Source organism: Stenotrophomonas sp. YJH_SMC_81 (genome assembly GCF_059370875.1).
Genome location: NZ_JCAFUB010000005.1, coordinates 251,036 through 275,398, shown reverse-complemented (window position 1 = coordinate 275,398; position 24,363 = coordinate 251,036). Strand labels below are relative to the sequence as shown.

Sequence of the window (24,363 nt, the reverse complement as noted above, 5' to 3'; positions counted from 1 at the left end):
CTTCCGTGGTGGGCACACCGGAATCTGTCCGTGGCCGGGCGGGGTGGGTTGCGCAGGGGCGTGAGCCGCATGGATGCGGCGACCGAGCTTACAGGGACGTACTTGCAGCGACCCCTGCGCAATCCACCCCGCCTGGCCGAGCACGGCTTCTGGTTTGAACGACCGACCACGAGGGGTGCAGCCGTTGGCCGAAACCCTCACCCAGCCCGCAATGCCGCCGCGGCCGCCCAGCGTGCCGCCACCCTCGGCGCGGTGATGCACACCGCCTGGTCGGTCACCGTTGTCACCGCGCGCTCCAACAGCTGGATATCGGCCTCGTGCTGGCGTGCCACATGCGGGTCCTCGAAGAAGATCGCGCGCTGGCAGCGCCCCTCCAGCACACGGTCGGCAATCTGCGCATCGCCGCCCATCGGGCCGCTCTGGTAGCGCGTCACCCACGGCGTATCGCTGGGCCAGCCGCGGCTCCAGGCCAGTTCGTTCAAGCGCTGGCCGGTGGTGCCGGTCGCCACGCGCTCGCCGAACCGTGCCAGCACATCGAAGTGCTCGTCGGCGAAGGCCAGCATCGCCGGCTTCATGGCGTCGTGCGCGATCAGCGCCAGCGTCTGGTGCTGGAAGGCATGCAGATCGTCGGCACCGGCATCGGCAGCCAGCCCGGCGTGGATGCGTTCCACCTCGATCCAGTCACGCGCAGTGGCCACGGTTGAAATGAACGGCTTGCCGTGGATCACGCACTGCCGCTTGAGCGCGGTTGCCTCCGGAAACACCGAGGAAGGATCGACCGGGTCGATCAGGTAGATCGCACCGTCCAGGGTGCGCTCCGGCCCCATGCCAACCACTTCGGCCACCAGCTTCATCAGGCCACCCTCGCGGCCGTAGGGGTAGCGGTGCAGGCCGCCGTAGCCGGCCAGGAAGCCCTGCCGTTCGATCGCATCGTGGGTGCGCCCGACCGCGTGCAGCGATACCCCCAGTTCACGCAGCCCGGCCTCGCTGGCACGCAGCCAGCGGAACAGCGCGGCGCGCGCATCGTGGTGATGGAGACGGTTGGCGGCCAGGCCGATACGCATCGAGCGCTCCGTAGGGACGGGTAGAAGCGGCAGTGTATGTCGGCATTCGCCGATAGGGATGTTTTTCGAATTTTTCTCATTGTCGCGGAAGCGCGCCTCGCTAGCGTGGCTGGCAGCGGTACCGCTGCGCGGCCGTGGTTCCTGCCCGCGAAATGAGGATGTCTACCGTGAATGTCGCCGGCCGCCGCGCCGTCGCCGCTGTCATGGCATCGCTGTTGCTGCCCGGCATCGCTGCTGCGTCCGGCTGTGCGAGTCCACTGCAGGTGGCATGGCGTTCCGATCGGCCGCCGCTGTCGTACAGCGTGCAGGGCGACCTTGCGGGGTTGGCTGCAGATTACCTGCCGCTGCTGGGCCCGCAGGCAGTGCAGCATGCGCAGCCGTTGCCGGCAGCGGTGCTCACCGATGACCCGCTGCCGGCTGGCACCCAGGTGCTGCTGGGCTGGCCGCGCGCACAGCTGCCGACCGGCTGGGTGGCCAGCAGCCCCTACCTGGAAGTGCCACAGGTGATCGTGCGGCGCGAGGGTGCAGCGCCAGTGCTGGGGTTGGAGGGACTGCGTGGCCGCAGCGTGGCCAGCCCGGACCGGCTGCCGCTGGACGCATTGCTGGCCGAACAGGCCCCGGGTGCGCAGCTGCTGGCACCGGCGCCGCTGGACCACGCGCTGTCACTGCTGCGCGCCGGGCTGGTCGATGCCGTGGTGGCCAATCTCGCTGAAGTCGAAGCCGCGCTTCGCGCCGTGCCGGGTGACCCTCTGGTGATCGCAGCACCCGCGGGCTTCGGCGATGCACTGGTGCTGGCCGCCGTACCGGCCTGTGCCGCGGTGGTCGCTGCCTTCGACCGGGAGCTGCAGCGGGAGGGCGATGCGCGTCGGGCGTCGGTTCGCAGTGCCTGGCTGCCGGAACTGCCACGTGCGCGGCCCGCCGGTTCGGCACTGCGCTGGCTGGTGCCGGTGTCGCTGATCCTGCTCGCGCTCATACTGCTGCATGCCTTCGGCTACTGGCGCGTGCATCGCGAGAGCGTGCGTCGCCGGGTGCTGGAGCAGCGCTTGCATGAAGTCACCGCGAACCTGCCGGCGGTGGTCTACCAGGCGCGCCGTTCGGCAACCGGCCACTACAGCCTGGCGCAGATCGCCGGCGACGTGCAGGCGCTGTTCGGCGTAGCCGTGGAGACTGAGCAGATCGACCATCTGCAGCTGCTGGCGGCCGTGCATGCCGGTGACCGCAGCCGGGTGATGGCGAGCATCGAAGCGGCCGCGCTCGTGCGCGGTCCGATCGACGTTACCTTCCGCACCCGGTCGGCGCAGGGCTGGCGCTGGGTCCGATCACAGGGACGACCGTTGCCGTGCGATGACAGCAGCGTGGAGTGGAGCGGCTACTGGATGGACGTCAGCGAAGCCCAGGCGCGCGCAACGGCGTTGGCCGAGGCGCGCCGCGCGGCCGAGCAGGCGGCGCTGGCCAAGGGCCATTTCCTGGCGACCATGAGCCACGAGATCCGCACGCCGATGAGCACCCTCCTGGGCATGCTGGAGCGGCTGGCTGGCACGGACCTGGATGCGGGCCAGCGGCAGGTGCTGACCACCGTCGGTGACGCTGCGCAGATGCTGCGGCAGATCCTCGACGATGTGCTGCACAGCCAGCGCCTGCAGCCGGCGCCCCTGCAGCTGCGTCCGACCGATCTGGCGGCGCTGGTGCGCGCGGTGCAGCAGCTGTTGATGCCCGTCGCGGCCAGCCGCGGGCTGCACCTGTGCAGCGAGATCGACCCGACGTTGCAGCCCTGGTCGCTGGCTGACGGGCTGCGCCTGCGGCAGGTCCTGTTCAACCTGGCCGGCAATGCGCTCAAGTTCACCCTGCAGGGAAGCGTGGTGTTGCAGGTCCGCGTGCTTCAGCAGCGCGACGGCGGCCAGCGACTGCGCCTGCAGGTGACCGACACCGGCGTGGGCATCAGCGTGGAGCGGCAACAGGCGGTGTTTGCCGCCTACGAGCAGGCCGAGGCGTCGACCACGCGCCGTTTCGGCGGCAGTGGCCTGGGGCTGTCGATCTGCCGCGAGCTGGCGACGTCGATGGGCGGGCGTCTGCACCTGCGCAGCGTGCCCGGCAAGGGCACCACTGTGTGGCTGGAGCTGGACCTGGCGGCCTGTGCGGCCCCCGCTGCGGGACCGGCGACGGCACGGCCCGCGCAACGACCGTTGCCGCCGGCGCGGGTGCTGGTGGCCGAGGATCATCCGACCAACCTGCAGTTGCTGGCACAACGCCTGTGCGAGCTGGGACTGCAGGTGCACGCCTGTAGCGACGGCCTGCAGGCATGGGAGGCCTGGCAGGCGCAACCGTTCGACCTGGTCATCACCGACTGCCACATGCCGCACATGGATGGCTTCGCGCTGGCCCGGGCGATCCGGAGCGACGCCTGCGCCACCCGTGCGCGGGTCCCGATCATTGCGCTGACTGCCAGCGTGCTGGAGCGCACCCGTGAGGCCTGCCGTGATGCGGGCATCGACCATTTCCTGGCCAAGCCGCTGGAGGTGCACGAACTGCGCGCGCTGCTGGAAGTGCTGCTGCTGCCGGACTCAGTGCGCCAGTAGGCGGACGATGCTGGCAGCAGCGTCGCGGCCTTCGGCCACCGCGGTTACCACGAGATCGGCACCACGCACCGCGTCACCACCGGCGAACAGGCGTGGATGCGCGGTCTGGAACGGCAGGCGGTCCTTGCCACCGGCGAGGATGCGGCCATTGGGCTGGCCTTCCACCCCCAGTTCCGCCAGCCACGCCGGCACGCTCGGCGAGAAGCCGAAGGCGATGATCACCACGTCTGCCTCCAGCAGCGACTCACTGCCTTCGATCGGCACCGCGTTCTGGCGGCCATTGGCATCGGGCTCGCCCAGCCGGGTCTCGACCACGGTCACGCCGATCACCTCGTCGTCGGCGCCGGCTTCGATCGACAGCGGCTGCCGGTTGAACAGGAAGCGCACCCCTTCCTCGCGTGCATTGGCGACTTCGCGCGCGCTGCCGGGCATGTTGGCTTCGTCGCGGCGATAGGCGCAGGTGACCTTGGCCGCGCCCAGCCGCACCGCACTGCGCACGCAGTCCATGCCGGTATCGCCACCGCCCAGAACCACCACGCGCTTGCCGTTGAGGTCGGGCAGGGCGATGGTGTCTTCCCAGCCGGCGATCGGCCGGCCCTTCGGATCATCGCCGCCGACGATGCGGCTGTTCTGCACCAGGAACGGCAGCGCCGGCAGCACGCCCTTCAGGTCCTGGCCGACCAGGCCACCCTCGGTATAGCGGTAGGCGCCGGTGCCGATGAACACCGCATCGTGGCTGTCCAGCAACTGCTGCACGCTGACATCACGGCCGATCTCCACACCGAGGCGGAACTGCACGCCCATGCCTTCCAGTACTTCACGGCGGCGATGGATCACGTCCTTGTCCAGCTTGAAGCTGGGAATGCCGAACTGCAGCAGGCCACCGATCTGCTCGTAGCGGTCGTAGACCACGGCGGCAATGCCGGCGCGTGCCAGGCGGTCGGCACAGGCCAGCCCGGCCGGGCCGGCACCAATCACCGCCACACTGTGGCCGGTCGGCTGCACCGCGCCAAGGTCCGGGCGCCAGCCACTGGCCAGTGCGGTATCGACGATGTACTTCTCCACCGCGCCGATGGTGACCGCGCCGAATTCCTCCAGCGTGCAGCTGCCTTCGCACAGCCGATCCTGCGGGCAGACCCGGCCGCACACTTCCGGCAGCGGATTGGTGCTGTGGCACAGCGTGGCGGCCTCGTGGATGCGGTTTTCCTGCACCAGCTGCAGCCACTGCGGAATGGCGTTGTGCACCGGGCACTTCCAGCTGCAGTACGGGTTGCCGCAGTCCAGGCAGCGGCCCGCCTGGTACTGGGCGTCTTCCTTGCCGAACTTGCCGTACAGCTCGCCCCAGTCGCCGGACGTGCGCAGTTCCACCGGGATGCGCTGCGGCATGGTGCGGGGCAGGTCGAGGAACTGGAAGGCGTGCTTGCGGCTCATGGCGGACTCTGTGGTGTTTTACGGATGCCGGCCAGCGGCCGGCACTACGTGATCCTGGGTTGCCGGCCAGCGGCCGGCACTACCGTCAGGCGGCGCGTCGCAGGGTTTCGGTCAGCGACTCGATGCTGGCGGCCTTCGGTTTGACCAGCCAGAACTTGCCGATGTAATCGCGGAACTCGTCCAGGATCTGCTGTGCCCAGATGCTGCCGGTCAGCTCGCGGTGGCGGCCGATCAGGCGGTGCAGGTGCTGGCGGTAGTTCTCGAAGCCTTCGGCGGAGACGCGATGGATGTCGATCAGCTCGTGGTTGTAGCGGTCGACGAAATCGCGGTCCACGTCCAGCACGTAAGCCAGGCCACCGGTGAAGCCGGCGCCGAAGTTCAGCCCGACCTTGCCCAGCACCAGCACCACGCCGTCGGTCATGTACTCGCAGCAGTGGTCACCGGCACCTTCCACCACCGCCAGCGCGCCCGAATTGCGCACCGCGAAGCGTTCGCCGGCACGACCGGCGGCGAACAGCTCGCCACCGGTAGCGCCATACAGGCAGGTGTTGCCAATGATGGCGGTGCTGCGTGCCTCGAAGCGGGCGCCACGCGGCGGACGCACCACCAGCCGGCCGCCGGCCATGCCCTTGCCGACGTAGTCGTTGGCTTCGCCTTCCACTTCCAGGTGCAGGCCACCGACGTTGAAGGCACCGAAGCTCTGCCCGGCGCTGCCACGGAAGCGCAGTTCCAGCGGTGCCTCGGCCATGCCCTGGTTGCCGTGCGCGCGCGCAACCGCGCCGGCCAGGCGGGTGCCGATGCTGCGGTCGGTGTTGTGGATCAGGAAGCGGTGCTCGCCACCGCGCTTGTGCTCGATGGCCGGGGCCAGCAGCCCATCCATCTGCGTGGCCAGGCTGTCCGGCGATTCGTACAGGCGCTGGGCGGCGCAGTGGCTGCCTTCGTAGCGGGCATCGGCCAGCAGGCGCGACAGGTCCACGCGCACGCCCTCGCGCGGTGCCGCGTCGATCTGCCGCAGCAGGTCGGTGCGGCCGACGATCTCTTCCAGCGAACGCACGCCCAGGTACGACAGCCAGCCGCGCACTTCCTCGGCCAGCAGGCGGAAGAAGTTCTCCACGCGTTCGGGCTGGCCGGTGAAGTGGTTCTCGCGCAGGCGCTCGTCCTGGGTGGCGACGCCGGTGGCGCAGTTGTTGAGGTGGCAGATGCGCAGGTACTTGCAGCCCAGCACGATCATCGGCGCGGTGCCGAAGCCGAAGCTGTCCGCTCCCAGCAGCGCGGCCTTGACCACATCCAGGCCGGTCTTCAGGCCGCCATCGGTCTGCAGCAGGGTGCGCCCGCGCAGGTCGTTGGCCAGCAGCGCCTGGTGCGCTTCGGCCACGCCCAGTTCCCATGGCACGCCGGCATAGCGGATCGAGCTGACCGGCGACGCACCGGTGCCGCCGTCATGGCCGGAGATGGTGATCAGGTCCGCACCGGCCTTGACCACGCCTGCGGCAATCGTGCCGACGCCGGCATGGCTGACCAGCTTCACCGACACCAGCGCGGTCGGGTTGACCTGCTTGAGGTCGTAGATCAGCTGCGCCAGGTCTTCGATCGAATAGATGTCGTGGTGCGGTGGCGGCGAGATCAGGCCGATGCCCGGGCGCGCATAGCGCAGGCGTGCGATCAGTTCGTTGACCTTGTGCCCCGGCAGCTGGCCGCCCTCGCCGGGCTTGGCGCCCTGCGCGACCTTGATCTGCAGCACCTCGGCATTGACCAGGTATTCGGCGGTGACGCCGAAGCGGCCCGAGGCCACCTGCTTGATCTTGCTGCGCTTCGCGGTGCCATAGCGTGCGGGATCCTCGCCGCCTTCGCCGGAATTGCTGCGGCCGCCGAGGCGGTTCATGGCGATGGCCAGTGCCTCGTGCGCTTCCGGCGACAGGGCGCCGAGGCTGATCGCTGCAGTATCGAAGCGCGGGAACAGGGCGCTGGCCGGGGCGACCTCGTCCAGCGGCACCGGCATTGCGGCCGGCACCAGTTCCAGCAGGTCGCGCAGCGCCGATGGCGGGCGCGCGTGCACCGCATCGCAGTACTGCTGCCACGCACGCGGGTCACCGCTGCGCGCGGCGCGCTGCAGGGTGGTGACCACGTCGGGGTTGTACATGTGGTACTCGCCGCCGTGCACGTACTTCAGCAGGCCGCCCACGTCCACGCCCTGCTGCGCATCCCAGGCCTGCGCGCACAGCTCGCGCGCGTCGGCATCCAGGCGTGCGAAGCCGGCGCCGCCGATGCGCGAGGCGGTGTCCGAGAAGCACATGTCCACAACCTCGGGTTCCAGGCCGATGATCTCGAACAGCTGTGCGCCGCGATAGCTGGCCACCGTACAGATGCCCATCTTCGAGATGATCTTCGACAGGCCCTTGTAGATGCCCTTGCGGTAGCGGCGGCCGATCTGCGACTGCTCGCCGCCCTTGCTGAGCTTGAGGATGCCGCGTCGGCCCAGGTCGAACAGGGTCTGGTAGGCCAGGTACGGATACACCGCGGTGGCACCGAAGCCGAGCAGGCAGGCCATGTGGTGCGGGTCGCGCGCGGTGCCGGTTTCGACGATCAGATTGACGTCGCAGCGCAGCCCCAGCCGCGAGAGGTGGTGGTGGATGGCGCTGGTGGCCAGCAGCGCATGCACCATCGGCCGACCGGCCACCGGGTAGCGGTCGGACAGCAGCAGCATCACCATGCCCTCGCGCGCGGCCTGCTCGGCCTCGGCACAGATGCGCTCGATGCCGGCACGCAGGCCCTCGTCTTCGCTGTAGGACAGGTCGAGCAGGCGGTTGGCCTGCACGTACTGGTCCATCTTCAGCAGCTGGCGCAGCTTGCGCTGGCTCAGCACCGGCGAGTTGAGGATGACGTGGTTCACCGTCTCCGGGCCGGCATGGAAGATGTTGGTCTCCTTGCCGAGCTGGGTGGACAGGGACATCGCGCAGTCTTCGCGCAGCGGATCGATCGGCGGGTTGGTGACCTGCGCGAAGGCCTGGCGGAAATAGTCGTACAGCGGGCGGCTGCGCTGGCTCAGTACCGCCATCGGTGTGTCGTCGCCCATCGAGCCGGTGGCTTCCTGCTCGGTCTCGGCCAGCGGCCGCAGCACCTGTTCCACTTCCTCGCTGCTGAGCTGGTAGAGCTTGTGGTAGCTGCGCAGGGTGGCTTCGTCGAACGGCTCTTCCACCAGCGACGGGTCGATCAGTTCGGTCTGCAGGTAGGTCACGCCCTGCTGCAGCCACTGCTTGTACGGCGCGCGGCCGCGGTTGATGCGGTCCACCGCGTCCGAATCGAGCAGGTCGCCGCGCTTGAGGTCGATGGCCACCATTTCGCCGGGGCCGAGCTTGCCCTTGCGCACCACGCGCTCGGTCGGCACTTCCCACACGCCGGCTTCGGAGGCGACCAGGAAGTGGCGGTCGGCGGTGAGCATCCAGCGCGCCGGGCGCAGGCCGTTGCGGTCCAGCGTGCACACCGCGTAGCGGCTGTCGCAGGCGACGATGCCGGCCGGGCCGTCCCACGGCTCGCTGTTCAGGCCGTGGAACTCGTAGAACGCGGCCAGGTCGGGGTCCTTGAACTCCAGCGACTGGGTGGCCGGCGGCACCAGGATGCGCAGCGCCTGGATCAGTTCCATGCCACCGGCGACCATCAGCTCCAGCATGTTGTCCAGGCTCTGCGAGTCCGAACCGTGCATGGAGATCACCGGATCGAACTCGGCGATGTCGAAGCGCGGCGTCTTCCACACCTTGCTGCGCGCCTGCGCCCAGCGACGGTTGCCTTCGATGGTGTTGATCTCGCCGTTGTGGGCGAGCATCCGGAACGGGTGCGCCAGCGGCCAGCGCGGCAGCGTGTTGGTGGAGAAGCGCTGGTGGAACACGATCGCGCTGGAGGCCAGTTCGCGGCGCTGCAGGTCGGGGAAGAAGCGGCTGAGCTTGTCCGGCAGCACCATGCCCTTGTAGCTGATCGCATCCGGGGTGAGGGTGGTGACGTAGAAGTCGGCATGGTCGCGCAGCTGCTGTTCGCTGCGGCGACGGGCCAGGAACAGCGCCAGCGCGAAGCCGGCATCATCCTGGCCGACGCCGGCATCGACGAACACCTGCTCGATGCGTGGCAGGGTGTCGCGCGCCAGCTGGCCGCAGACGCTGTCGTCGGTGGGTACCTCGCGCCAGCCGGCGACCTTGCAGCCGACCGCTTCGAGCTGCGCCTGCAGCTGCGTGCGGCAGGCGTGTGCAGCCTCGGCATCGTGTGGCAGGAACACCAGGCCGGCAGCGAAGCGTGCGGCGACGGCGATGCCGGCTTCACTGGCCAGCAGTTTCAGGAACGCATCGGGGCGGCGCAGCAGCAGGCCGCAGCCATCGCCGGTCAGGCCATCGGCGGCGACGCCGCCGCGGTGGGTCATGCGCGAAAGCGCGGCGATGGCGGTATCAACCAACAGGCGCGAAGGTTGATCGTCGAGCTGGGCGACCATGCCAAATCCACAGGCATCGCGCTCGGAGCGCGGGTCGTAAAGCCCTTGGCGGTTGCGGGGGGCCATCTCTACCTCGATGCGTATAGGGTTGGCGGCGACACTCGTCCCCGCTCATTCCCTGGAGCGCATCGTGAGGCCACCGGATGCCTCGACTAGATCACAGGTTGCTGCAGCGCCGCAATACACGGTTGCAGGTGCAACAGAACGCGCCGGCAACCCCGTGCCGGCGCGCGGTCGAACTCAGCCGCAGCGCACGCCGCTGACCAGGCCCTTGTCGTCCACTTCGATGTTCAGGCGGTCGCCGAGGAACTCCATGGTGGCGACGTCATTGGGCTTCATGACGCGCAGCTGGTGGGCACCGGCATCTTCCTGCGCCTGCTTGCCCAGCGCGTCGGCGTAGGCCTGGCCGACCAGGCTCTGCACCTGGCTGGCATCGCAGGTGCCGACCGGCGGTGCCTCGGTGGCCTTGCCGGTTTCGTCGGCCGGCGCCTTGGCGGCTTCGGCCGCCTGCTGGGCATGGGCAGTGGCCGTATCCTGTTCATCCAGCGCCGGAGCCTGGCAGGCGGTCAGGGCCAGCACGGCAGGCAGCAGCAGGGCGGAGAGCGAACGGGCGCGAATCGGGAACGACATCATGACTCCGGAAGGGATTGTGAAAGCCCGAGCATAGCGGCGAACCGACCCTCACGTGTTTGTCTTCTGTTATCGACAGGTTCGCGGCATCGCGACGGCGACACTGCGGTCATGCCAACCTCCTCTACCCCCGAACGACAGGCCGCGCGCGCGGCCGGCCTGCGCTATGTCGATGACACCCAGCCAGGCATCAGCCGGCGCCGCGCCGGCAAGGGCTTCAGTTACCGCGATGCCGATGGCCACGCGGTTCGCGATGCCGCCACCCTGCAGCGCATCCGTGCGCTGGCGATTCCACCTGCGTATACCGCCGTGTGGATCTGCGCCCACGCCAATGGCCACCTGCAGGCCACCGGCCGCGATGCGCGTGGACGCAAGCAGTATCGCTACCATGCCGATTGGGCGAAGGAGCGCGATGCCGGCAAGTTCGACCGCATCATCGCCTTTGGCGAGGCGTTGCCCACGTTGCGGCGGCGGCTGTCGCGCGATCTGAAGCAGCCCGGCTTCCCGCGCGACAAGGTGCTTGCGGTGGTGGTGGCCCTGCTGGCCGACACCCTGGTGCGGGTGGGCAACGAAAGCTATGCACAGGAAAACAAATCCTACGGGCTGACAACGCTGCGCAACCGCCACCTGGACCTGCTGCGCGGTGGCCGCGTGCGCATGCGCTTCCGGGGCAAATCCGGGCAGTTGCACGAGGTGGTGGTGGGCGATCGGCGGCTGGGCACGCTGGTGCGCGGCATCCAGCAGCTGCCCGGACAGGCGCTGTTCCAGTACCGCGACGACGAAGGCGCGCTGCAGCCGGTGGATTCCGGCGCGGTGAACGACTACCTGCGCAAGGTGATGGGCGAAGACTTCACCGCCAAGGACTTCCGCACCTGGGGTGGCACGCTGGCGGCGGTACAGGCATTGGCCGCCACCGAACTGCCGGAATCGGCCAGCCAGCGCGCGCTGGCCAAGGCGCAGCGTGAAGTGGTCTGCCAAGTGGCGGCACGGCTGGGCAACACGCCGGCCGTGTGCCGCAAGGCCTACATCGACCCGTGCGTGTTTGCCGGCTGGGAGCGCGGTGAGCTGGCCTCGCTGGCCGGCCTGCGAGGCCCGCGGCAGTGGGAGCAGGCCACGCTGAAAGTGCTGCGCCGGGCGCGGCGGCTCAGTCGCAGTCGTCAGCCGCAGTAGATCGCAACGATGTTGTTGGTCCGGCCCTTCTCGATGGTCAGGCGGTCGCCGCCTTCGCTGGCCGGCGGCACCCGCGGACCGTCATGGCGCAGGACCCGTACGTGCAGGCTGTCGCTGTCCACGCGTGCGCGGGCCACGGTGGCGTCCGAGGCGGCCAGGCCCACCGCGCCGCGCACCCTGTCGCTGTGGCACTGGCCGGAAATCACGCCGTCGATCGGCTGCACCTGGGCCATCGGCGTGCTGCTGCAGGCGGCAAGGGCAAAGCAGGCGGCGGCGGTGGCGATGGCATGTTTCATGGAGGCACTCCTTGTTTGATTGCGTGCAGGGTGCGACGTCAGACGTGGTGGCGGAATGAATGCCGTGCACATCGTGGACACGGCGCGCTCACCGCCGCCAACAGCGTGGGTGGAGACACTGCAGGAGCGGCATGGGCCGCCCCCCGGTAGTGCCGGCCGCTGGCCGGCAGCCCCTTTCCCTCCCGAGGAGACCTGCATGGCCACCACCAGGAAGACCCCCGCCCGCCGTAAGGCATCGCCGAAAGTGCGTAAAGGCAGCACCTCGACCAAGGCGGTCGCCGACCCTGATCGCCCGCGCGTGGTGAAGACCGCAACCCGCAAGGCAGCCGCCAGTGATCCACGGGCGGCACGCGTCGCTGCACGGCAGCGGCGCCTGCAGGACCAGGAGAAGGCCAAGGACGCCCGCGCAGCCAAGAAGGCAACAAAGAAGACCGCGACCCAGGCCGGCGCACGCCGGCAGCCGGAGGCGATGCCGGCGCAGCAGCTGGCCAAGCCCGGGCACGAGCACGAACTGGAGCTGGCGCCCCGTTTCCTTGCGCCCGACTACGCGGGCAGCGGCAAGCTGCAGGGCATGCGTGCGATCGTCACCGGTGGCGACTCCGGCATTGGCCGTGCGGTGGCAGTGTTGTTCGCGCGCGAAGGTGCGGATGTGGCGGTACTGCACCTGGACGAGGCCGAGGACGCGGACATCACCCGCCAGCACGTGGAGCGCGAAGGCGGCCGCTGCGTGGTGATCGCCGGCGATGTGCGCGACCCGCGCTTCTGCAACAAGGCTGTCAAGCAGGTGGCCAAGGCGTTCGGCGGCATCGATATCCTGGTCAACAACGCCGCGTTCCAGCTGCACTGCGAGCGCCTGGAAGACCTGGAAGACGCGCACCTGCAGGAAACCCTGCAGACCAACATCGGCGGTTACATCCAGATGGCGCGTGCGGTACTGCCGCATCTGGGCGAAGGCGCCAGCATCATCAACACCGGCTCGGAAACGGGGATCTTCGGCAGCAAGGCGCTGATCGACTATTCCGCCACCAAGGGCGCGATCCATGCGTTCACCAAGGCGCTGGCCAGCCAGCTGCTGCCGCGCGGCATCCGCGTGAACTGCGTGGCGCCGGGGCCGGTATGGACGCCGCTGAACCCCGCCGACAAGCAGGCCGAAGACGTGGCGGAGTTTGGCAAGGACAGCGACATGGGCCGGCCTGCACAGCCTGAAGAGCTGTCACCGGCGTATGTGTTCCTGGCCTCTCCGGCCTGTGCCAGTTACATCAGTGGGGTGATCCTGCCGGTGATGGGCGGGCCACGGGGCTAGGGGGAACCCGTCCTCCGACATCCCACGATGGGATCGCCAGCCCAAGATTCTGACGTGGGCCTGGTCTCATTGCTCGCCCATCAACTGCATAACAGAAAACGGTGACCCGCTCTGCGTGTGGCCTTGGTCAATGACGCCTTGCATCTACCCACGGCAACATCCATTCGATTCGGCAGAGAGTTCTGATTCAGGCTCCTCTGGCTTGGTCCGGAGGCGGCTCGACGCTGGAGCGCTGCACGCCGACCATCGTCGTTGCGTCTATCGGGGAAGAAAGTGAGAACGGCGGTAAATGCAATCTTGTCAATGCAGAGCAACCATACGGATGGCGACGGACCTAGCATTGCATTTAGATCCAGACGGTTCTTGGTAGGTCAATGCGACTTCTGTTGAGCGCATACCGTGGAGCGAGCACTGAGGAAGTATGCAACTTTCCTCATAGACGTGAAATCCTCTTGGAGCGCATCGTGAATTGCCTTGTAGATACGGACTCTTGCACCGCCGCTGTGCTGGCTTTACTACTACAGAAGATGATCCCTTCTGTGTGTAACCACCCACATAATGAATCGGCACCAATGCTCGAGAAAGTGCTTCAGTTAGGATCAGTGAACTGGGAAGGACAGAGTTGTCTGAGAATTTCTTTCGCAAAGAAGTACTCGAGGCTAGGCGCAACGAGTCGATCGGCCGTATCTCAGTATCACAACCGCTTGGAATCACGGCACTTTCCTGGCTGACGATGTTCTTTGCAGCGACGATCATCTGCGTGCTTCTATTTGGAAGCTATTCGCGTCGTACCACCGTTGCCGGAAACCTAAGCCCTTCAAAGGGGCTCTCTGTCATCTTGGCACCCTCCACTGGCGTTCTTACAGAACTACTAGTTCAGGAAGGGGCGCAGGTCGCAGTAGGACAACGCATTGCGGTGGTCACCGTCCCCCGCGCCACTGGAGGTGATGGAGATACAGCAAAGGCTATTGACGACAGGCTCCGTGATCGGAGACTGAGTCTCGACTCCGAGTCGGCGGCGGAGATCCAGCAACTCCTGCGCAAGGAACGAGCTCTAGCTGCACAGGTCGCGGCTGCCGAATTGGAAACTAGAGTGCTGAATGATGAGATAGTCACTCGGCGCGAGCAAGCTGCAATTGTTGCCTCAATTGTTGACCGAATGCGGCCGCTTACCGCAGAGGGCTTCGTTAGCCAACTTCAAGTCGATGAACAGATCGCGCGCAAGCTCGACTTTGCCGCCCAGATGAGCTCACTGGAGCGTCAGCGCGCACAGAATGCACGCAACCTCAGTCAGCTTCGGCTTGGCATGGCAGATGTCGCCGAGCAGATGCTGGCTGCGAAGGCAGTCCATGCGCGACAGCTTGCCACGCTCGACCAAGAGCGCATCGAGAATGACGCTAGGGGCTCGCTTGAAATACTTGCTCCTATATCAGGAACTGTCTCCCTCCAGGGGGCAAAGCTGGGCCAGAGCATCCAGGCCGGTCAGCATTTGCTAAGCCTCATCCCGCAGGGCGACGTTCTTGAGGCAGAGTTTTATGTGCCAAGCCGAGCGATCGGATTCATATCAGAAGGCGACATCGTACACCTGCGTTACTTGGCGTTCCCTTATCAGAAGTTCGGGCATCAACTTGGTAGGGTGTCTCGGATCAGCGCCAGCGCTTCAACGCCTGACAATCGCCAGTCGATGATCAACGGGAACGACGCAGATGCAAAGTATCGCGTTGTTGTTGAGCCAAATTCACAAGTCGTGTCCGTGTATGGAAGGAACGAATCCCTTCGCGCGGGCATGCTGATCGAAGCAGACGTAATAGGTGAAAAAAGAACACTGGGTGAATGGCTTTTTGAGCCTCTCATTTCAGTCAAGGGGGCGCTTTCAGGCTCCTAGACAGATTCCAGAAGTATCTGGAACCCTGGTGCAAGGGAAATGCACCATCGCTAAGGAGAAGTGCCAATGTTGGAGATGAATTCGGAACAGGTCGAGCTGGTTGACGGCGGAGCAATGTCCACCGAGAGCAAAATCGTAATTGCAGCCGGATGGCTCGTGTCGCCGGTGCTTGGCTTCGGTATGACCGTCGGCTACTACGTAAACGCAAAGTAATATCAAATTAATTTAACTGGGTATGGAGAGATAGCATGAAGGAAATGACGAACGAAGACGTGGCAATGGTCGAAGGTGGCTTCGTGCAGTTCCTAGCCCCGGCCATGGGCGCATATTTCATGGCTGGATACAACATCGGTAAGGATCTCGCTGCGCGCGATAACGCGCGCTGACGTGGCCACTCGCTCTTTCAATCAATAGAGAACAGAAATGGCGAAGAATAGAGGGCTTTACTCGGTTTTCGGGATCCTCTTGGCAGTTTTGGCGGTAGCAAGCGTTGGCTACTCAATGGGCAAGAGTCTCGCCCTTGCCGACAACGGCGCACCCGCAGCAACTAGTCACATCTGAAGTTAATGGTTGAGGGTGGGGTACGCCCCACCCTCAATCAAGCGGGTCATGGATGAAAAAGAAAATAAAAGTTGTACTTCAATCCGAGGCGGCGGAATGCGGTATCGCATGCGTGGTTATGCTTGCATCATACTTTGGCCACGGGATCGGGCTCTCTGAGGCCAGGCGGCGATTTCGAGTATCCCTCAAGGGCGCCAAGCTGAGCCAACTAATTGCCATGGCGCAGAATCTCGGGATGTCTGCCAGACCCGTCAGACTTGAAATGGAACATGTTCCGGACCTTAAACTTCCCTGCATCATTCACTGGAGGCTTAATCACTTCGTCGTGCTTACGAGCGTATCCGGAAAAAACATGACGATCATTGATCCGGCGATTGGTGAAAGACGCGTTTCGATCAGTGAGTTTAGCGATAGCTTTACCGGCGTGGCTCTAGAGGCCACACCAGCGTTCGGCTTCAAGAAGAAGAAAAGGCCGCCTCCTGTCTCTCTATCTGAGCTTACCGGGCCAGTTCATGGCTTACGTACCTCACTCGCGCAGATTGCCTTCCTCTCAATTGGCCTACAGGTCTTTTTGGCCATTGCACCCTTCTATATGCAGTGGGTCGTGGATCATGCGCTTGTGTCAGCTGACACGAACCTCCTTGCCGTATTGGGATTGGCCTTCGGCGTAGCGCTACTACTGCAAGTGGTCATCGGATTCTTTAGGGGATGGGCGGTCATTCACCTATCTGCACTGTTGGGGGTACAGTGGCTCGCAAACGTCTTTGCGCACGCGATTCGTCTGCCGATGGACTTCTTTGAGAGGCGTCACCTGGGCGACATCACTTCGCGCCTATCTTCCCTGCAAGCAATTCAGAAAACGCTGACAACGAGCTTCGTGGAGGCGCTAATCGATGGCCTGATGACGGCGGTAGCGCTGATTCTTATGTTCGTTTACAGCTGGAAGCTCGCACTAATCAGCGTCGGTGCCATGGCAGCCTATCTGGCGACAAGGGCATGTTTGTTCCAGCACCTTAGAGATCGTACCGAGCAGCAACTAGTAGCCGCGGCCAATCAAGAGACGCATCTCTTGGAATCCATTCGGGGAATTCAAAGTATCAAGGTGTCGGGCAAAGAGATTGGCAGGGAGACGACATTCTTGAATTTGATCCATACAAGCATGGATAAGGAAGTGCGGCTATCGCGCATTTCTCTGAGCTTCTTTTCAATAAGTCAAATGATTTTTGGAATCGAGCGCGTCGCTGCGATCTGGATTGGTGCGTGGCTAACTATTCAGGGGATATTTTCGGTTGGAATGTTGATCGCATATCTGGCGTACAAGGATCAGTTTTCCACAAGGGTGGGGTCCTTGGTTGACAAGTGGATTGAACTCCGAATGCTCCGCCTTCATGGTGAGCGCCTAGGGGATATCGTCCTGGAGGATTCAGAGAACCAAGTGCCGACGCTTGCGACGCCCGACACCAAGTTCGGCGACATTGCCGTTGCTGGCGTTGGATTCAGGTACTCAGAGAGCGAGCCCTGGATCATCAGAGATTGCAGCTTCACGATCCAGCAAGGCGAGTCAGTCGCAATCGTCGGCGCGTCAGGCGGAGGAAAGACAACGATGTTGAAGTTAATCCTTGGGCTGCTGAATCCGTCAGAAGGCTCAGTTCAAATAGATGGTATTGACATCCGCACGATTGGCGCAGCGAGGGTAAGGAGTCGCATTGGGACCGTCATGCAGGACGACCAGCTGTTTGCCGGCAGCATCGCTGAGAACATTTCATTCTTTGATCCAGAGATGGATACTGATCGAGTGAGATGGGCGGCGACTCTTGCCTGCGTCCACGACGATATTGTCAGCATGGCCCTTGGATATGATGGCCTTATAGGCGACATGGGAAGTTCGCTTTCTGGCGGACAAAAGCAAAGAATTGTTCTCGCGCGCGCGCTTTACAGAAAGCCGGATATCCTTGTTCTGGACGAGGCCACGAGCCACCTGGACGTCATGCGAGAGCAAGCCGTTAGCATTGCGGTGAGAGAACTCAACCTCACCCGCATCATAGTCGCCCACCGGCCAGAGACAATCGCCTCTGCGGATCGCGTTCTGGTTCTCGAAGGAGGACGAGTCGTTCAGGAGTTTCCCAGCAGCGCCATGGGCTTGCCACGGAGCAATGGAGAGAACTCTGCTTCATGCTAACAAGTGTGAATTACAGCTCACACTGCTTCCAATATGGCGTCCTCATCCGCATCTACTTCGAAAGAACTGGGCGGGGCTCAGACCACGTCCGTAGGCTGGCATGAGGCCACCAGCCGTATTGCATTATGCACTGGATACTAGTAGCAAGTGCCACCAAGCGGTGCACATGGGTTGTCATGTCCGCAATCAACCACGAGCGGATTCTCGCCATCAGTGGCCCAAAATCTTTACGCAAATGCATAACCGCCTGCGCGGCCCTACCGTTCGTCGGCCCATGACTTCCGGGGGGTTGACTACAGCTGTCGTCAAGCTGACAGTGACGACACGTGTAGTCAAGGGAGTGGTGTCATGCGCGGCAAGACCATCGGGGACCAGGAACTGGCCCTGCTGCAGTACATCGATGAACATGCGCCGGCCAGTGTCGGTGAGGTCGCCAGTGGCTACGGCGAGGCCCGTGGGCTGGCTCGTTCCACTGTGCTGACGATGATGGAGCGCCTGCGGGCGAAGGGGTATCTTCAGCGTCGGCAGCAGGACGGCGTCTACCGCTACCAGGCCACCCGTGGCCCGCAGAGCGTGCTGCAGGGCGCGGTGGCGCAGTTCGTCGACAACACCCTGCAGGGCTCGGTGTCGCCGTTCGTGGCCTATCTGTCGCAGCGGCAGAAGGTCAGCGACAACGAGCTGGCCGAGCTGGAAGCGCTGGTCGCCCAACTCCAATCGCGTCGCCACGAGGGCTGAGCCATGGACACCACGATGCTGATCCCGATTCTGGAACGCCTGGGCTGGACCAGCCTGCAGACCGTGCTGCTGGTGGCGCTGGTGTACGGCCTGTGCCGCGCGCTGCCGTCGCTGTCGGCGGCGACCCGCTGCCGCCTGTGGTGGCTGGTCTCGCTGCAGGCCGTGCTCGGCCTGTTCTGGAGCCAGCCGTTGCAGTTGGCCTGGCTGCCTGCCCCGCAGGCGGTGGCGATGACCGCGACCGACGTGGCCGCTGACATCGTCTACCCGCTGGCCCCGGAGGCCTCGGCGCAGTTGCTGGCCGCGATGCCGATGCCTGCAGCGGACGCGCCGGCAGTGGCGTGGTGGGCCGTCGCGCTGGCCGCGCTGTGGGCATCCGGCGTGCTGCTGATGGCGCTGCGTACCTTCGGTGAGTGGCGTCGCTGCCGCGCGCTGCTGGCAGCGGCCTATCCCTGCGAGGACCAGGCGTTGGTGCAGGCCCTGCAGCTGGCTTCCGATGCACATGGCGTGCGGCCTGCGCCGCGGTTGTGGATGAGCACGCAGGTGGACGCACCGCAGCTGGTCGGCCCGTTCCGCCCGGTGCTGCTGTTGCCGGCTGGCGACAATGCCCTGCAGGGCGACGCGCTGGACCTGGCCCTGACCCACGAACTGCAGCACCTGCAGCGGCGGGACCTGCAGTGGGGCCTGCTGCCTGCGCTGGCCCAGCACCTGTTCTTCTTCCATCCGCTGCTGCGCCTGTCGGTGCGTGAATATGCACAAGCGCGCGAAGAAGCGGTGGACGCAGCGGTGGTGGGCCATCACGCTGCCAGCCGCCAGGCCTATGGCCGTCTGCTGCTGCAGCTGGGGGTGGCACCGCAGCCGCACCTGGGCGTGGCCAGTGCCGCACCGGATGCCACCAGCCTCAAGCGTCGCCTGCTCTCGCTGCAGCCGCGCCGGGCCTGCCCGCGCATCCTGGCGATGGCGCTGACTGCTGTGGTGGTGGTGGTGGGCGTGGCGCCGATGCGACTGGTCGCAGCGCCGGTGCCGCCGGCACCGCCCGCGCCACCGGCGGCACCCAAGGTCGTGGCGCCAGCACCGCCGAAGGCTCCCAAGGCTCCGGCCGCACCGCCATCCGCCGCGGGCGTGCCGGCGGCCCCGGCCGCGCCTGCAGCACCGGCCGCGCCGGCCGAACCCGCTGACGCGACCGGGCCCGACGATGCCGATGTGGCCGATGTCGACGATGCCACGGGCATGGCCGAAGACGATGAAGGCGCGACGTCGGCCGCCACCTCCGTCACCACCTACGGTCGCCTCGACCTGGGCAGGTCGCCCCGGGAGGCCTTCGTTCTGGTTGATGGTGATTCGACCTTCGCCAACGGCGGCATGGACGACGTGACGGTGGCCCGCAGGCAGCTCGGCAAGGGCCCGGCGTTGTGGTTCCGCCAGGGTGACAAGCGCTACGTGGTGCGTGACCCGATGCTGATCCAGACGCTGCAGCGTGCCTACAGCGGTGCCGTAGAGCTGGGCCGCCAGCAGAGCGAACTGGGCCGCCAGCAAAGCCTGTTGGGTCGCCGGCAGGGCGAACTCGGCAGGCAGATGGGTGAAATGGGCCGCCTGCAGGGCGAGGAATCGCGCCGCATCGCACTGATCGCCGCCGAGGCCGCGCGCAGTGCGATGGCCGCGCATGACATCAACCGCGAGGCGGCGGCGGAAGCGGCAAAGGCAGCGCGCGGTGCAACCAGCGACGTGGTCGTTGCGCGTGAGGCTGCACGCGAGGCCGCCGCCGAGGCACGCCGTGCGATGCAGGAAGCCCGCAGCGAGGCCGGGCAGTCCGGCCGCACTCGTGACATGCAGCGCCTGGCCAGCCAGCAGTCTGAACTGGCCAGCCGCCAGGCAGCGCTGGGCAGCCAGCAGGCCGCCTTGGGCGAGCGCCAGGCACGCGTGCATGCCCAAGCGTCGCAGCAGGCGCAGCAGGTGATCGCGCGCGCCTTGGCCAGCGGCAAGGCCGAGCGACTCTGATCGGTAGTGCCGGCCGCTGGCCGGCAATGTGGGGTGCCGGCCAGCGGCCGGCACTGCCCTGGGGCGATCAACCGCAGCTGGCGCGCTCGATCCGGTTCTGCGCATCCACCTGCACCGTCACGCGGTCCTGGCGGAAGTCCATGGTCACCGCCATGCCCGGCTTGACCACCCGTGCACCGCGCGCGCCGCTGGCGGCCACCAGCTTCTTGATGGTGGCTTCGTCAGCCGTCTTGCCGGTGAAGGCCTCGAGCGCCTCCGGCTTGCATTCGTGCGCGGCGTCGGCCACGGGTGCCGGCGTGGGATCGTGGGCGGTGCTGCCGCCGGCGTGACTGCAGGCGGCCAAGGGCAGGATGGCGAGCAGGACAAGGGGACTGGGACGCATCGTCGGGCTCCAGGCGTGGATGGTGGTGGCAGTGTCACCGCTGCCACCGTCAGGGCATGTCAACGCGGCCCCGTGTCATTACTGCCCGACCAGCGCCAGTGTCTCGCGCTCGCGCTGTTCCTCGCGCACCAGCCGCTGCAGCAGCAGGGCCAGGGTCACCACGTCCTGGTGATTGTGGTCGGCCACCCGGCGCAGGTTCACCGCGTCGCCGCCTCGCAGGAAGCGCAACCACGCACCGGGTGCCTCCGAGCCCGGCAGATCGTCCTCGCGCACCACGCGCAGCAGCTGGCGTTCGATGGTGGACAGCTTGCAGTTCTCCCACGTGCCGCGATAGCGGCGGCGGGTGGGGTAGAGCAGGTCGACATGGTCCAGCGCGCTGATCGGGTCGCGTCGCCGGGCAAGCCGGTAACGCGCTTTCAGCAGCGGTGCGTCATAGCTGCGGCCGTTGTAGCTGCAGAACACGGTGGACGGTTGCAGCCAGCCGGCGAAGGTGGCCAGCATCGCGTCCTCGGCGGCCATGGTGGCCATCAGCAGCTGGCGGATGCGCAGGCCTTCGCCACGCCGCGGGCACACATGCCAGTCCGCAGCGCCGATCATGAAGGCGCGGGTGCCGGTGCCGCCGGCCAGGCCGGTGGTTTCGGTATCGAAGAACAGCAGGTCACGCGCAGCCAGGTGCTCGCCGTCGCGACGGGCGAAATCAAGCGACAGCGGTTGTGCCGGGATCGCCTGCGGCTGCAGCGATTCGATCAGGAACAGGCCCGGTGCGATCTCCTCACCTGGCAACTGACGGTCCTGTGCGCTGGCGCGAGCAGGAGCGGCGCCGCCGCGCGTGCGCAGGCCGAGCAGGCGATGCATGCTGCCCACTTCGGGCCGACGCAGTGCGGGCGGCGCCGTGGCAGATGCCGCAGCGCCGGTCGGCTTGTGGCGGATCTCCTGCTCGACCCAGGCGAACACCGAACGCTCGGCCGGTGGTTGCCGCGCATCGTTGGCGGCCATGGGTGCCGGTGGCGCAGGGGGCACGTCCGGCACGGCCGGTGTGCTCGCCTTCGGGTCGCCGGCCTGCCTGCGCAGCAGGCGCAGCTTGTCCAGGCTCAGGCTCACGGTGCCAGCAGCTCCATCGGATCGCGCGTGGTTACCACCACGTCGGGTACGTGCCGGCAGGCCTCGGCGTCGAACAGGTCGAGCACGCGCAATGCCAGCGCACGTGGCGAGGTTTCATCCTCTTCCTGTGCAGCCAGCACCGGGCCGACGCAGGCCGGGCAGCCGGCCTTGCAGTCGCAGCGTTGCACCAGTTCGCGCGCGCGCTGCACCAGTTCGGCCTGGCGCTGCCACAGCGGTTCGCTGAGGCCGACGCCGCCGGGGAAGTTGTCGTACAGGTACACGGTGGGCACGAACTCCTGCAGCAGCTCCACCCCACCGGGATCGCCCTCGCTGCCGCGCAGCTGGCCGCGGCCGCTCTGGTCGGCGATCGCGAACCAGGAACCATCGCCGTTGCCCACCGACTTCTGCAGGTCGCGCGCATCGGCCATCACCGCCACGGTGGCGACGATGTGCAGTGCATACGCGGCGCCGAGAAAGCCATCCAGCGCATCCTGCCTGCTGGCGAACGCGCGCAGCAGCAGCGCCTGCGGCAGCTGCCACCACACCGCAGTGGTGTGCAGTTCCTGGTCGGGCAGGTTCACCGGCCCGTAGCCGATGTTCTCGTGGGTGTAATAGCGGATCTTCTTGTAGCCGGCCACGCGGCGCACCACGTGCACTTCGCCATGATGCGAATCGCCCCGGCCGGCCACGCCGCCATCGAAACGGTCCAGCACCTTGAGCTTGGTGAAGTCGATGCTGTCGGTGTAGTAGTCCACGTGGGTGCGGGTGACATAGGCCTTGCGGCCCTCCCAGTCGAGCGTCTCCACCTGGTAGGGCGTGGACTGCACCATGTGGATGGCGCCTTCATACAGCGTGAGCGCGGCGGCGGAGTAATCGACCTCGGCGATGATCTGCTGGCGGCCATCGCTGCGGTCGACCACCACGAAGTTGCCGTCGGCCACCGCACGCAGGCTGACCGCGTTGGCCGGATAGCTGTCGGCGATCCATTCCCAGCGCTCGCCTTCGCGGTGGATGACTTCGGTTTCGGCCAGCGCTTCCAGGAATACCTCCGGATCGATCGGGCCGAAGCCATCGCCGACCCGGAACGGCAGTTCAAAGGCCGCGCAGCGGATATGGTCGAACAGGATCAGCGGCTGGTCTGGCGCAATGCGCGCATGTTCGGGCGAGGCTTCGGCGAAGAAGTCCGGGTGCCGCACCACGTACTGGTCCAGCGGCTGCGAACTGGCCACCATCACGCCGAGTGCGGGTTGCTGGCGGCGACCGGCACGACCGAAACGCTGCCAGGTGGCGGCCACGCTGCCGGGGTAGCCATTGAGGATGACCACGTCCAGGCTGCCGATATCCACGCCCAGTTCCAGCGCCGAGGTGCTGACGATGCCGTCGATGTTGCCGGCACGCATCGCACGCTCGGTCTCGCGGCGTTCGGTGGGCAGATAACCGCCGCGGTAGGCGCGGATGCGGGGCGGCTTGCGCGGGTCGTGGTCGAAGATGTCCTTCAGGTACTTGGTCAGCACCTCGACCATCAACCGGGTCTGCGCGAACACCAGGGTCTTCAGCCCGGACTTGATCGCGATGCGCGCGATGCGGTTGCTCTGCGAGCGCGCCGAGGCACGCAGGCCCAGGTCGGGGTTGATCACCGGCGGGTTCCACAGCAGCACCTGCTTCGGCCCGGTGGGCGCGCCGGATTCGGTGACGGCGGTGACCGGTGCCTCGATCAACGCCTCGGCATGTGCCTGCGGGTTGCCGATGGTGGCCGAGCACAGGATGAACTGCGGTTGCACGCCATAGAACGCGCAGATGCGCTTGAGCCGGCGCAGCACGTTGGTGACGTGGCTGCCGAACACGCCGCGATAGGTGTGCACCTCGTCGATGACGATGTAGCGCAGGTTCTCGAAGAACTGTGCCCACTTGGTGTGATGCGGCAGGATGGCCTGGTGCAGCATGTCCGGGTTGGACACCACGATGTCGCCATGCAGGCGGATCGCCTGGCGCGCATCGCCGGGGGTGTCGCCGTCGAAGGTGAAGGCCTTGACGCCGAGATCGCCGGCACGATTGAGTTCCAGCAGCTCGGCCACCTGGTCCTGGGCCAGTGCTTTGGTCGGGAACAGGTACAGCGCCTTGGCCTTGTCCTGCATGGCCGCGCTGACCACCGGCAGGGTGTAGCACAGCGACTTGCCGCTGGCGGTGGGGGTGACGATGGCTACGTGCTCGCCGCGCTGGCTGGCCTCCCAGGCTTCGGCCTGGTGGCTGTAGAGCTGCTCGATGCCACGTGCCTTCAGTGCAGCGGCCAGCGCCGGTGGTACCGAGTCGGGAATGGGCGCGTAGCGGCCTTCACGGCCGGGAATGGCGAAGCTGCCGGTGATGCGGTCCTGGTAGCGGCGCTGCAGGCGCGCGCTGAGCAGAGCGCCGTCGCGGGCGGGCAGGCCATCGCGGGTGGCGAGCTTCTGCTCGGCATCGGCGGTGCGCTTGGCGAGTTCGTAGGCCATGGAAGAGGAAGCGGGGACGGATTGCGAGGGGTCACATGGCACCACATCCATGTCTCAGGATGTGAGACACCACACACGGAGACGTGAACCGTTCA

17 protein-coding genes are annotated in these 24,363 nt (G+C 66.2%); 9 read left to right on the top strand and 8 right to left on the bottom strand.

All coding sequences use genetic code 11. The features are described from left to right. Positions 1–197: 197 nt before the first annotated feature. Positions 198–1,064 carry a methylglyoxal synthase gene (locus AC5P8U_RS13050; RefSeq protein WP_088496785.1) on the bottom strand — a complete coding sequence of 289 codons (867 nt, stop codon included), beginning with the start codon at positions 1,062–1,064 and terminating at the stop codon, positions 198–200. A gap of 167 nt (positions 1,065–1,231) precedes the next feature. On the opposite strand from AC5P8U_RS13050, the gene AC5P8U_RS13045 reads away from it, so the two are divergent. Then, positions 1,232–3,640: an ATP-binding protein gene (locus AC5P8U_RS13045; RefSeq protein WP_088496796.1), complete on the top strand. Its 2,409-nt coding sequence runs from the start codon at positions 1,232–1,234 to the stop codon at positions 3,638–3,640. Here the strand turns inward: AC5P8U_RS13045 and AC5P8U_RS13040 are convergent. From AC5P8U_RS13040 to AC5P8U_RS13030, 3 genes are all read right to left on the bottom strand, one after another. Further along, on the bottom strand, positions 3,626–5,071 hold the full coding sequence (locus AC5P8U_RS13040; RefSeq protein WP_072167408.1) for an FAD-dependent oxidoreductase: 1,446 nt from the start codon (positions 5,069–5,071) through the stop codon (positions 3,626–3,628). The genes AC5P8U_RS13045 and AC5P8U_RS13040 overlap by 15 nt on opposite strands. Positions 5,072–5,156: 85 nt before the next feature. Next, positions 5,157–9,611, bottom strand: coding sequence for a glutamate synthase large subunit (gltB, locus tag AC5P8U_RS13035; protein ID WP_188241399.1), 4,455 nt, complete (start codon positions 9,609–9,611; stop codon positions 5,157–5,159). Between the two features lie 174 nt (positions 9,612–9,785). Beyond that, positions 9,786–10,175, bottom strand: a complete 390-nt coding sequence (locus AC5P8U_RS13030; protein ID WP_439426504.1) for an I78 family peptidase inhibitor — start codon at positions 10,173–10,175, stop codon at positions 9,786–9,788. 111 nt (positions 10,176–10,286) lie between these two features. On the opposite strand from AC5P8U_RS13030, the gene AC5P8U_RS13025 reads away from it, so the two are divergent. Next, on the top strand, positions 10,287–11,345 hold the full coding sequence (locus tag AC5P8U_RS13025; protein WP_439426505.1) for a DNA topoisomerase IB: 1,059 nt from the start codon (positions 10,287–10,289) through the stop codon (positions 11,343–11,345). Here the strand turns inward: AC5P8U_RS13025 and AC5P8U_RS13020 are convergent. Next, on the bottom strand, positions 11,333–11,641 hold the full coding sequence (locus tag AC5P8U_RS13020; RefSeq protein ID WP_005421049.1) for a hypothetical protein: 309 nt from the start codon (positions 11,639–11,641) through the stop codon (positions 11,333–11,335). The two genes, AC5P8U_RS13025 and AC5P8U_RS13020, sit on opposite strands and share 13 nt — an antisense overlap. Before the next feature lie 196 nt (positions 11,642–11,837). Between AC5P8U_RS13020 and AC5P8U_RS13015 the strand changes: the two genes are divergently transcribed. The 7 genes from AC5P8U_RS13015 to AC5P8U_RS12985 all read left to right on the top strand — a co-directional run bounded on the left by AC5P8U_RS13015 (position 11,838) and on the right by AC5P8U_RS12985 (position 20,299). Then, positions 11,838–12,944, top strand: a complete 1,107-nt coding sequence (locus tag AC5P8U_RS13015) for an SDR family oxidoreductase (RefSeq protein WP_088496783.1) — start codon at positions 11,838–11,840, stop codon at positions 12,942–12,944. A 622-nt stretch (positions 12,945–13,566) separates the two neighbouring features. Continuing rightward, complete coding sequence (locus tag AC5P8U_RS13010) at positions 13,567–14,829, top strand: HlyD family secretion protein (protein WP_439426506.1); 1,263 nt, start codon at positions 13,567–13,569, stop codon at positions 14,827–14,829. Positions 14,830–14,895: 66 nt separating this feature from the next. Continuing rightward, on the top strand, positions 14,896–15,042 hold the full coding sequence (locus AC5P8U_RS13005) for a hypothetical protein (protein WP_164090260.1): 147 nt from the start codon (positions 14,896–14,898) through the stop codon (positions 15,040–15,042). 35 nt (positions 15,043–15,077) lie between these two features. Beyond that, complete coding sequence (locus AC5P8U_RS13000; protein ID WP_164090259.1) at positions 15,078–15,215, top strand: class IIb bacteriocin, lactobin A/cerein 7B family; 138 nt, start codon at positions 15,078–15,080, stop codon at positions 15,213–15,215. Positions 15,216–15,454: 239 nt separating this feature from the next. Then, positions 15,455–17,569, top strand: a complete 2,115-nt coding sequence (locus tag AC5P8U_RS12995; RefSeq protein ID WP_495214197.1) for a peptidase domain-containing ABC transporter — start codon at positions 15,455–15,457, stop codon at positions 17,567–17,569. A gap of 348 nt (positions 17,570–17,917) precedes the next feature. Next, a complete protein-coding gene (locus AC5P8U_RS12990) occupies positions 17,918–18,304 on the top strand; it encodes a BlaI/MecI/CopY family transcriptional regulator (protein WP_072167402.1) in 387 nt (128 codons plus the stop codon). A gap of 3 nt (positions 18,305–18,307) precedes the next feature. Next, entirely contained in the window at positions 18,308–20,299 is a 1,992-nt protein-coding gene (locus AC5P8U_RS12985; RefSeq protein WP_495214180.1) for a M56 family metallopeptidase, read from the top strand. Between the two features lie 67 nt (positions 20,300–20,366). Here the strand turns inward: AC5P8U_RS12985 and AC5P8U_RS12980 are convergent, their stop codons facing one another. From AC5P8U_RS12980 to AC5P8U_RS12970, 3 genes are all read right to left on the bottom strand, one after another. Further along, positions 20,367–20,681, bottom strand: coding sequence for an I78 family peptidase inhibitor (locus AC5P8U_RS12980; RefSeq protein ID WP_072167401.1), 315 nt, complete (start codon positions 20,679–20,681; stop codon positions 20,367–20,369). A gap of 78 nt (positions 20,682–20,759) precedes the next feature. Then, complete coding sequence (locus AC5P8U_RS12975; protein WP_111007876.1) at positions 20,760–21,782, bottom strand: ribonuclease H-like domain-containing protein; 1,023 nt, start codon at positions 21,780–21,782, stop codon at positions 20,760–20,762. Continuing rightward, positions 21,779–24,268 (bottom strand): DEAD/DEAH box helicase, encoded by a 2,490-nt coding sequence (locus tag AC5P8U_RS12970; RefSeq protein ID WP_262220136.1) that lies wholly within the window; start codon positions 24,266–24,268, stop codon positions 21,779–21,781. The genes AC5P8U_RS12975 and AC5P8U_RS12970 overlap by 4 nt, the downstream gene beginning before the upstream one ends. Positions 24,269–24,363: the final 95 nt, after the last annotated feature.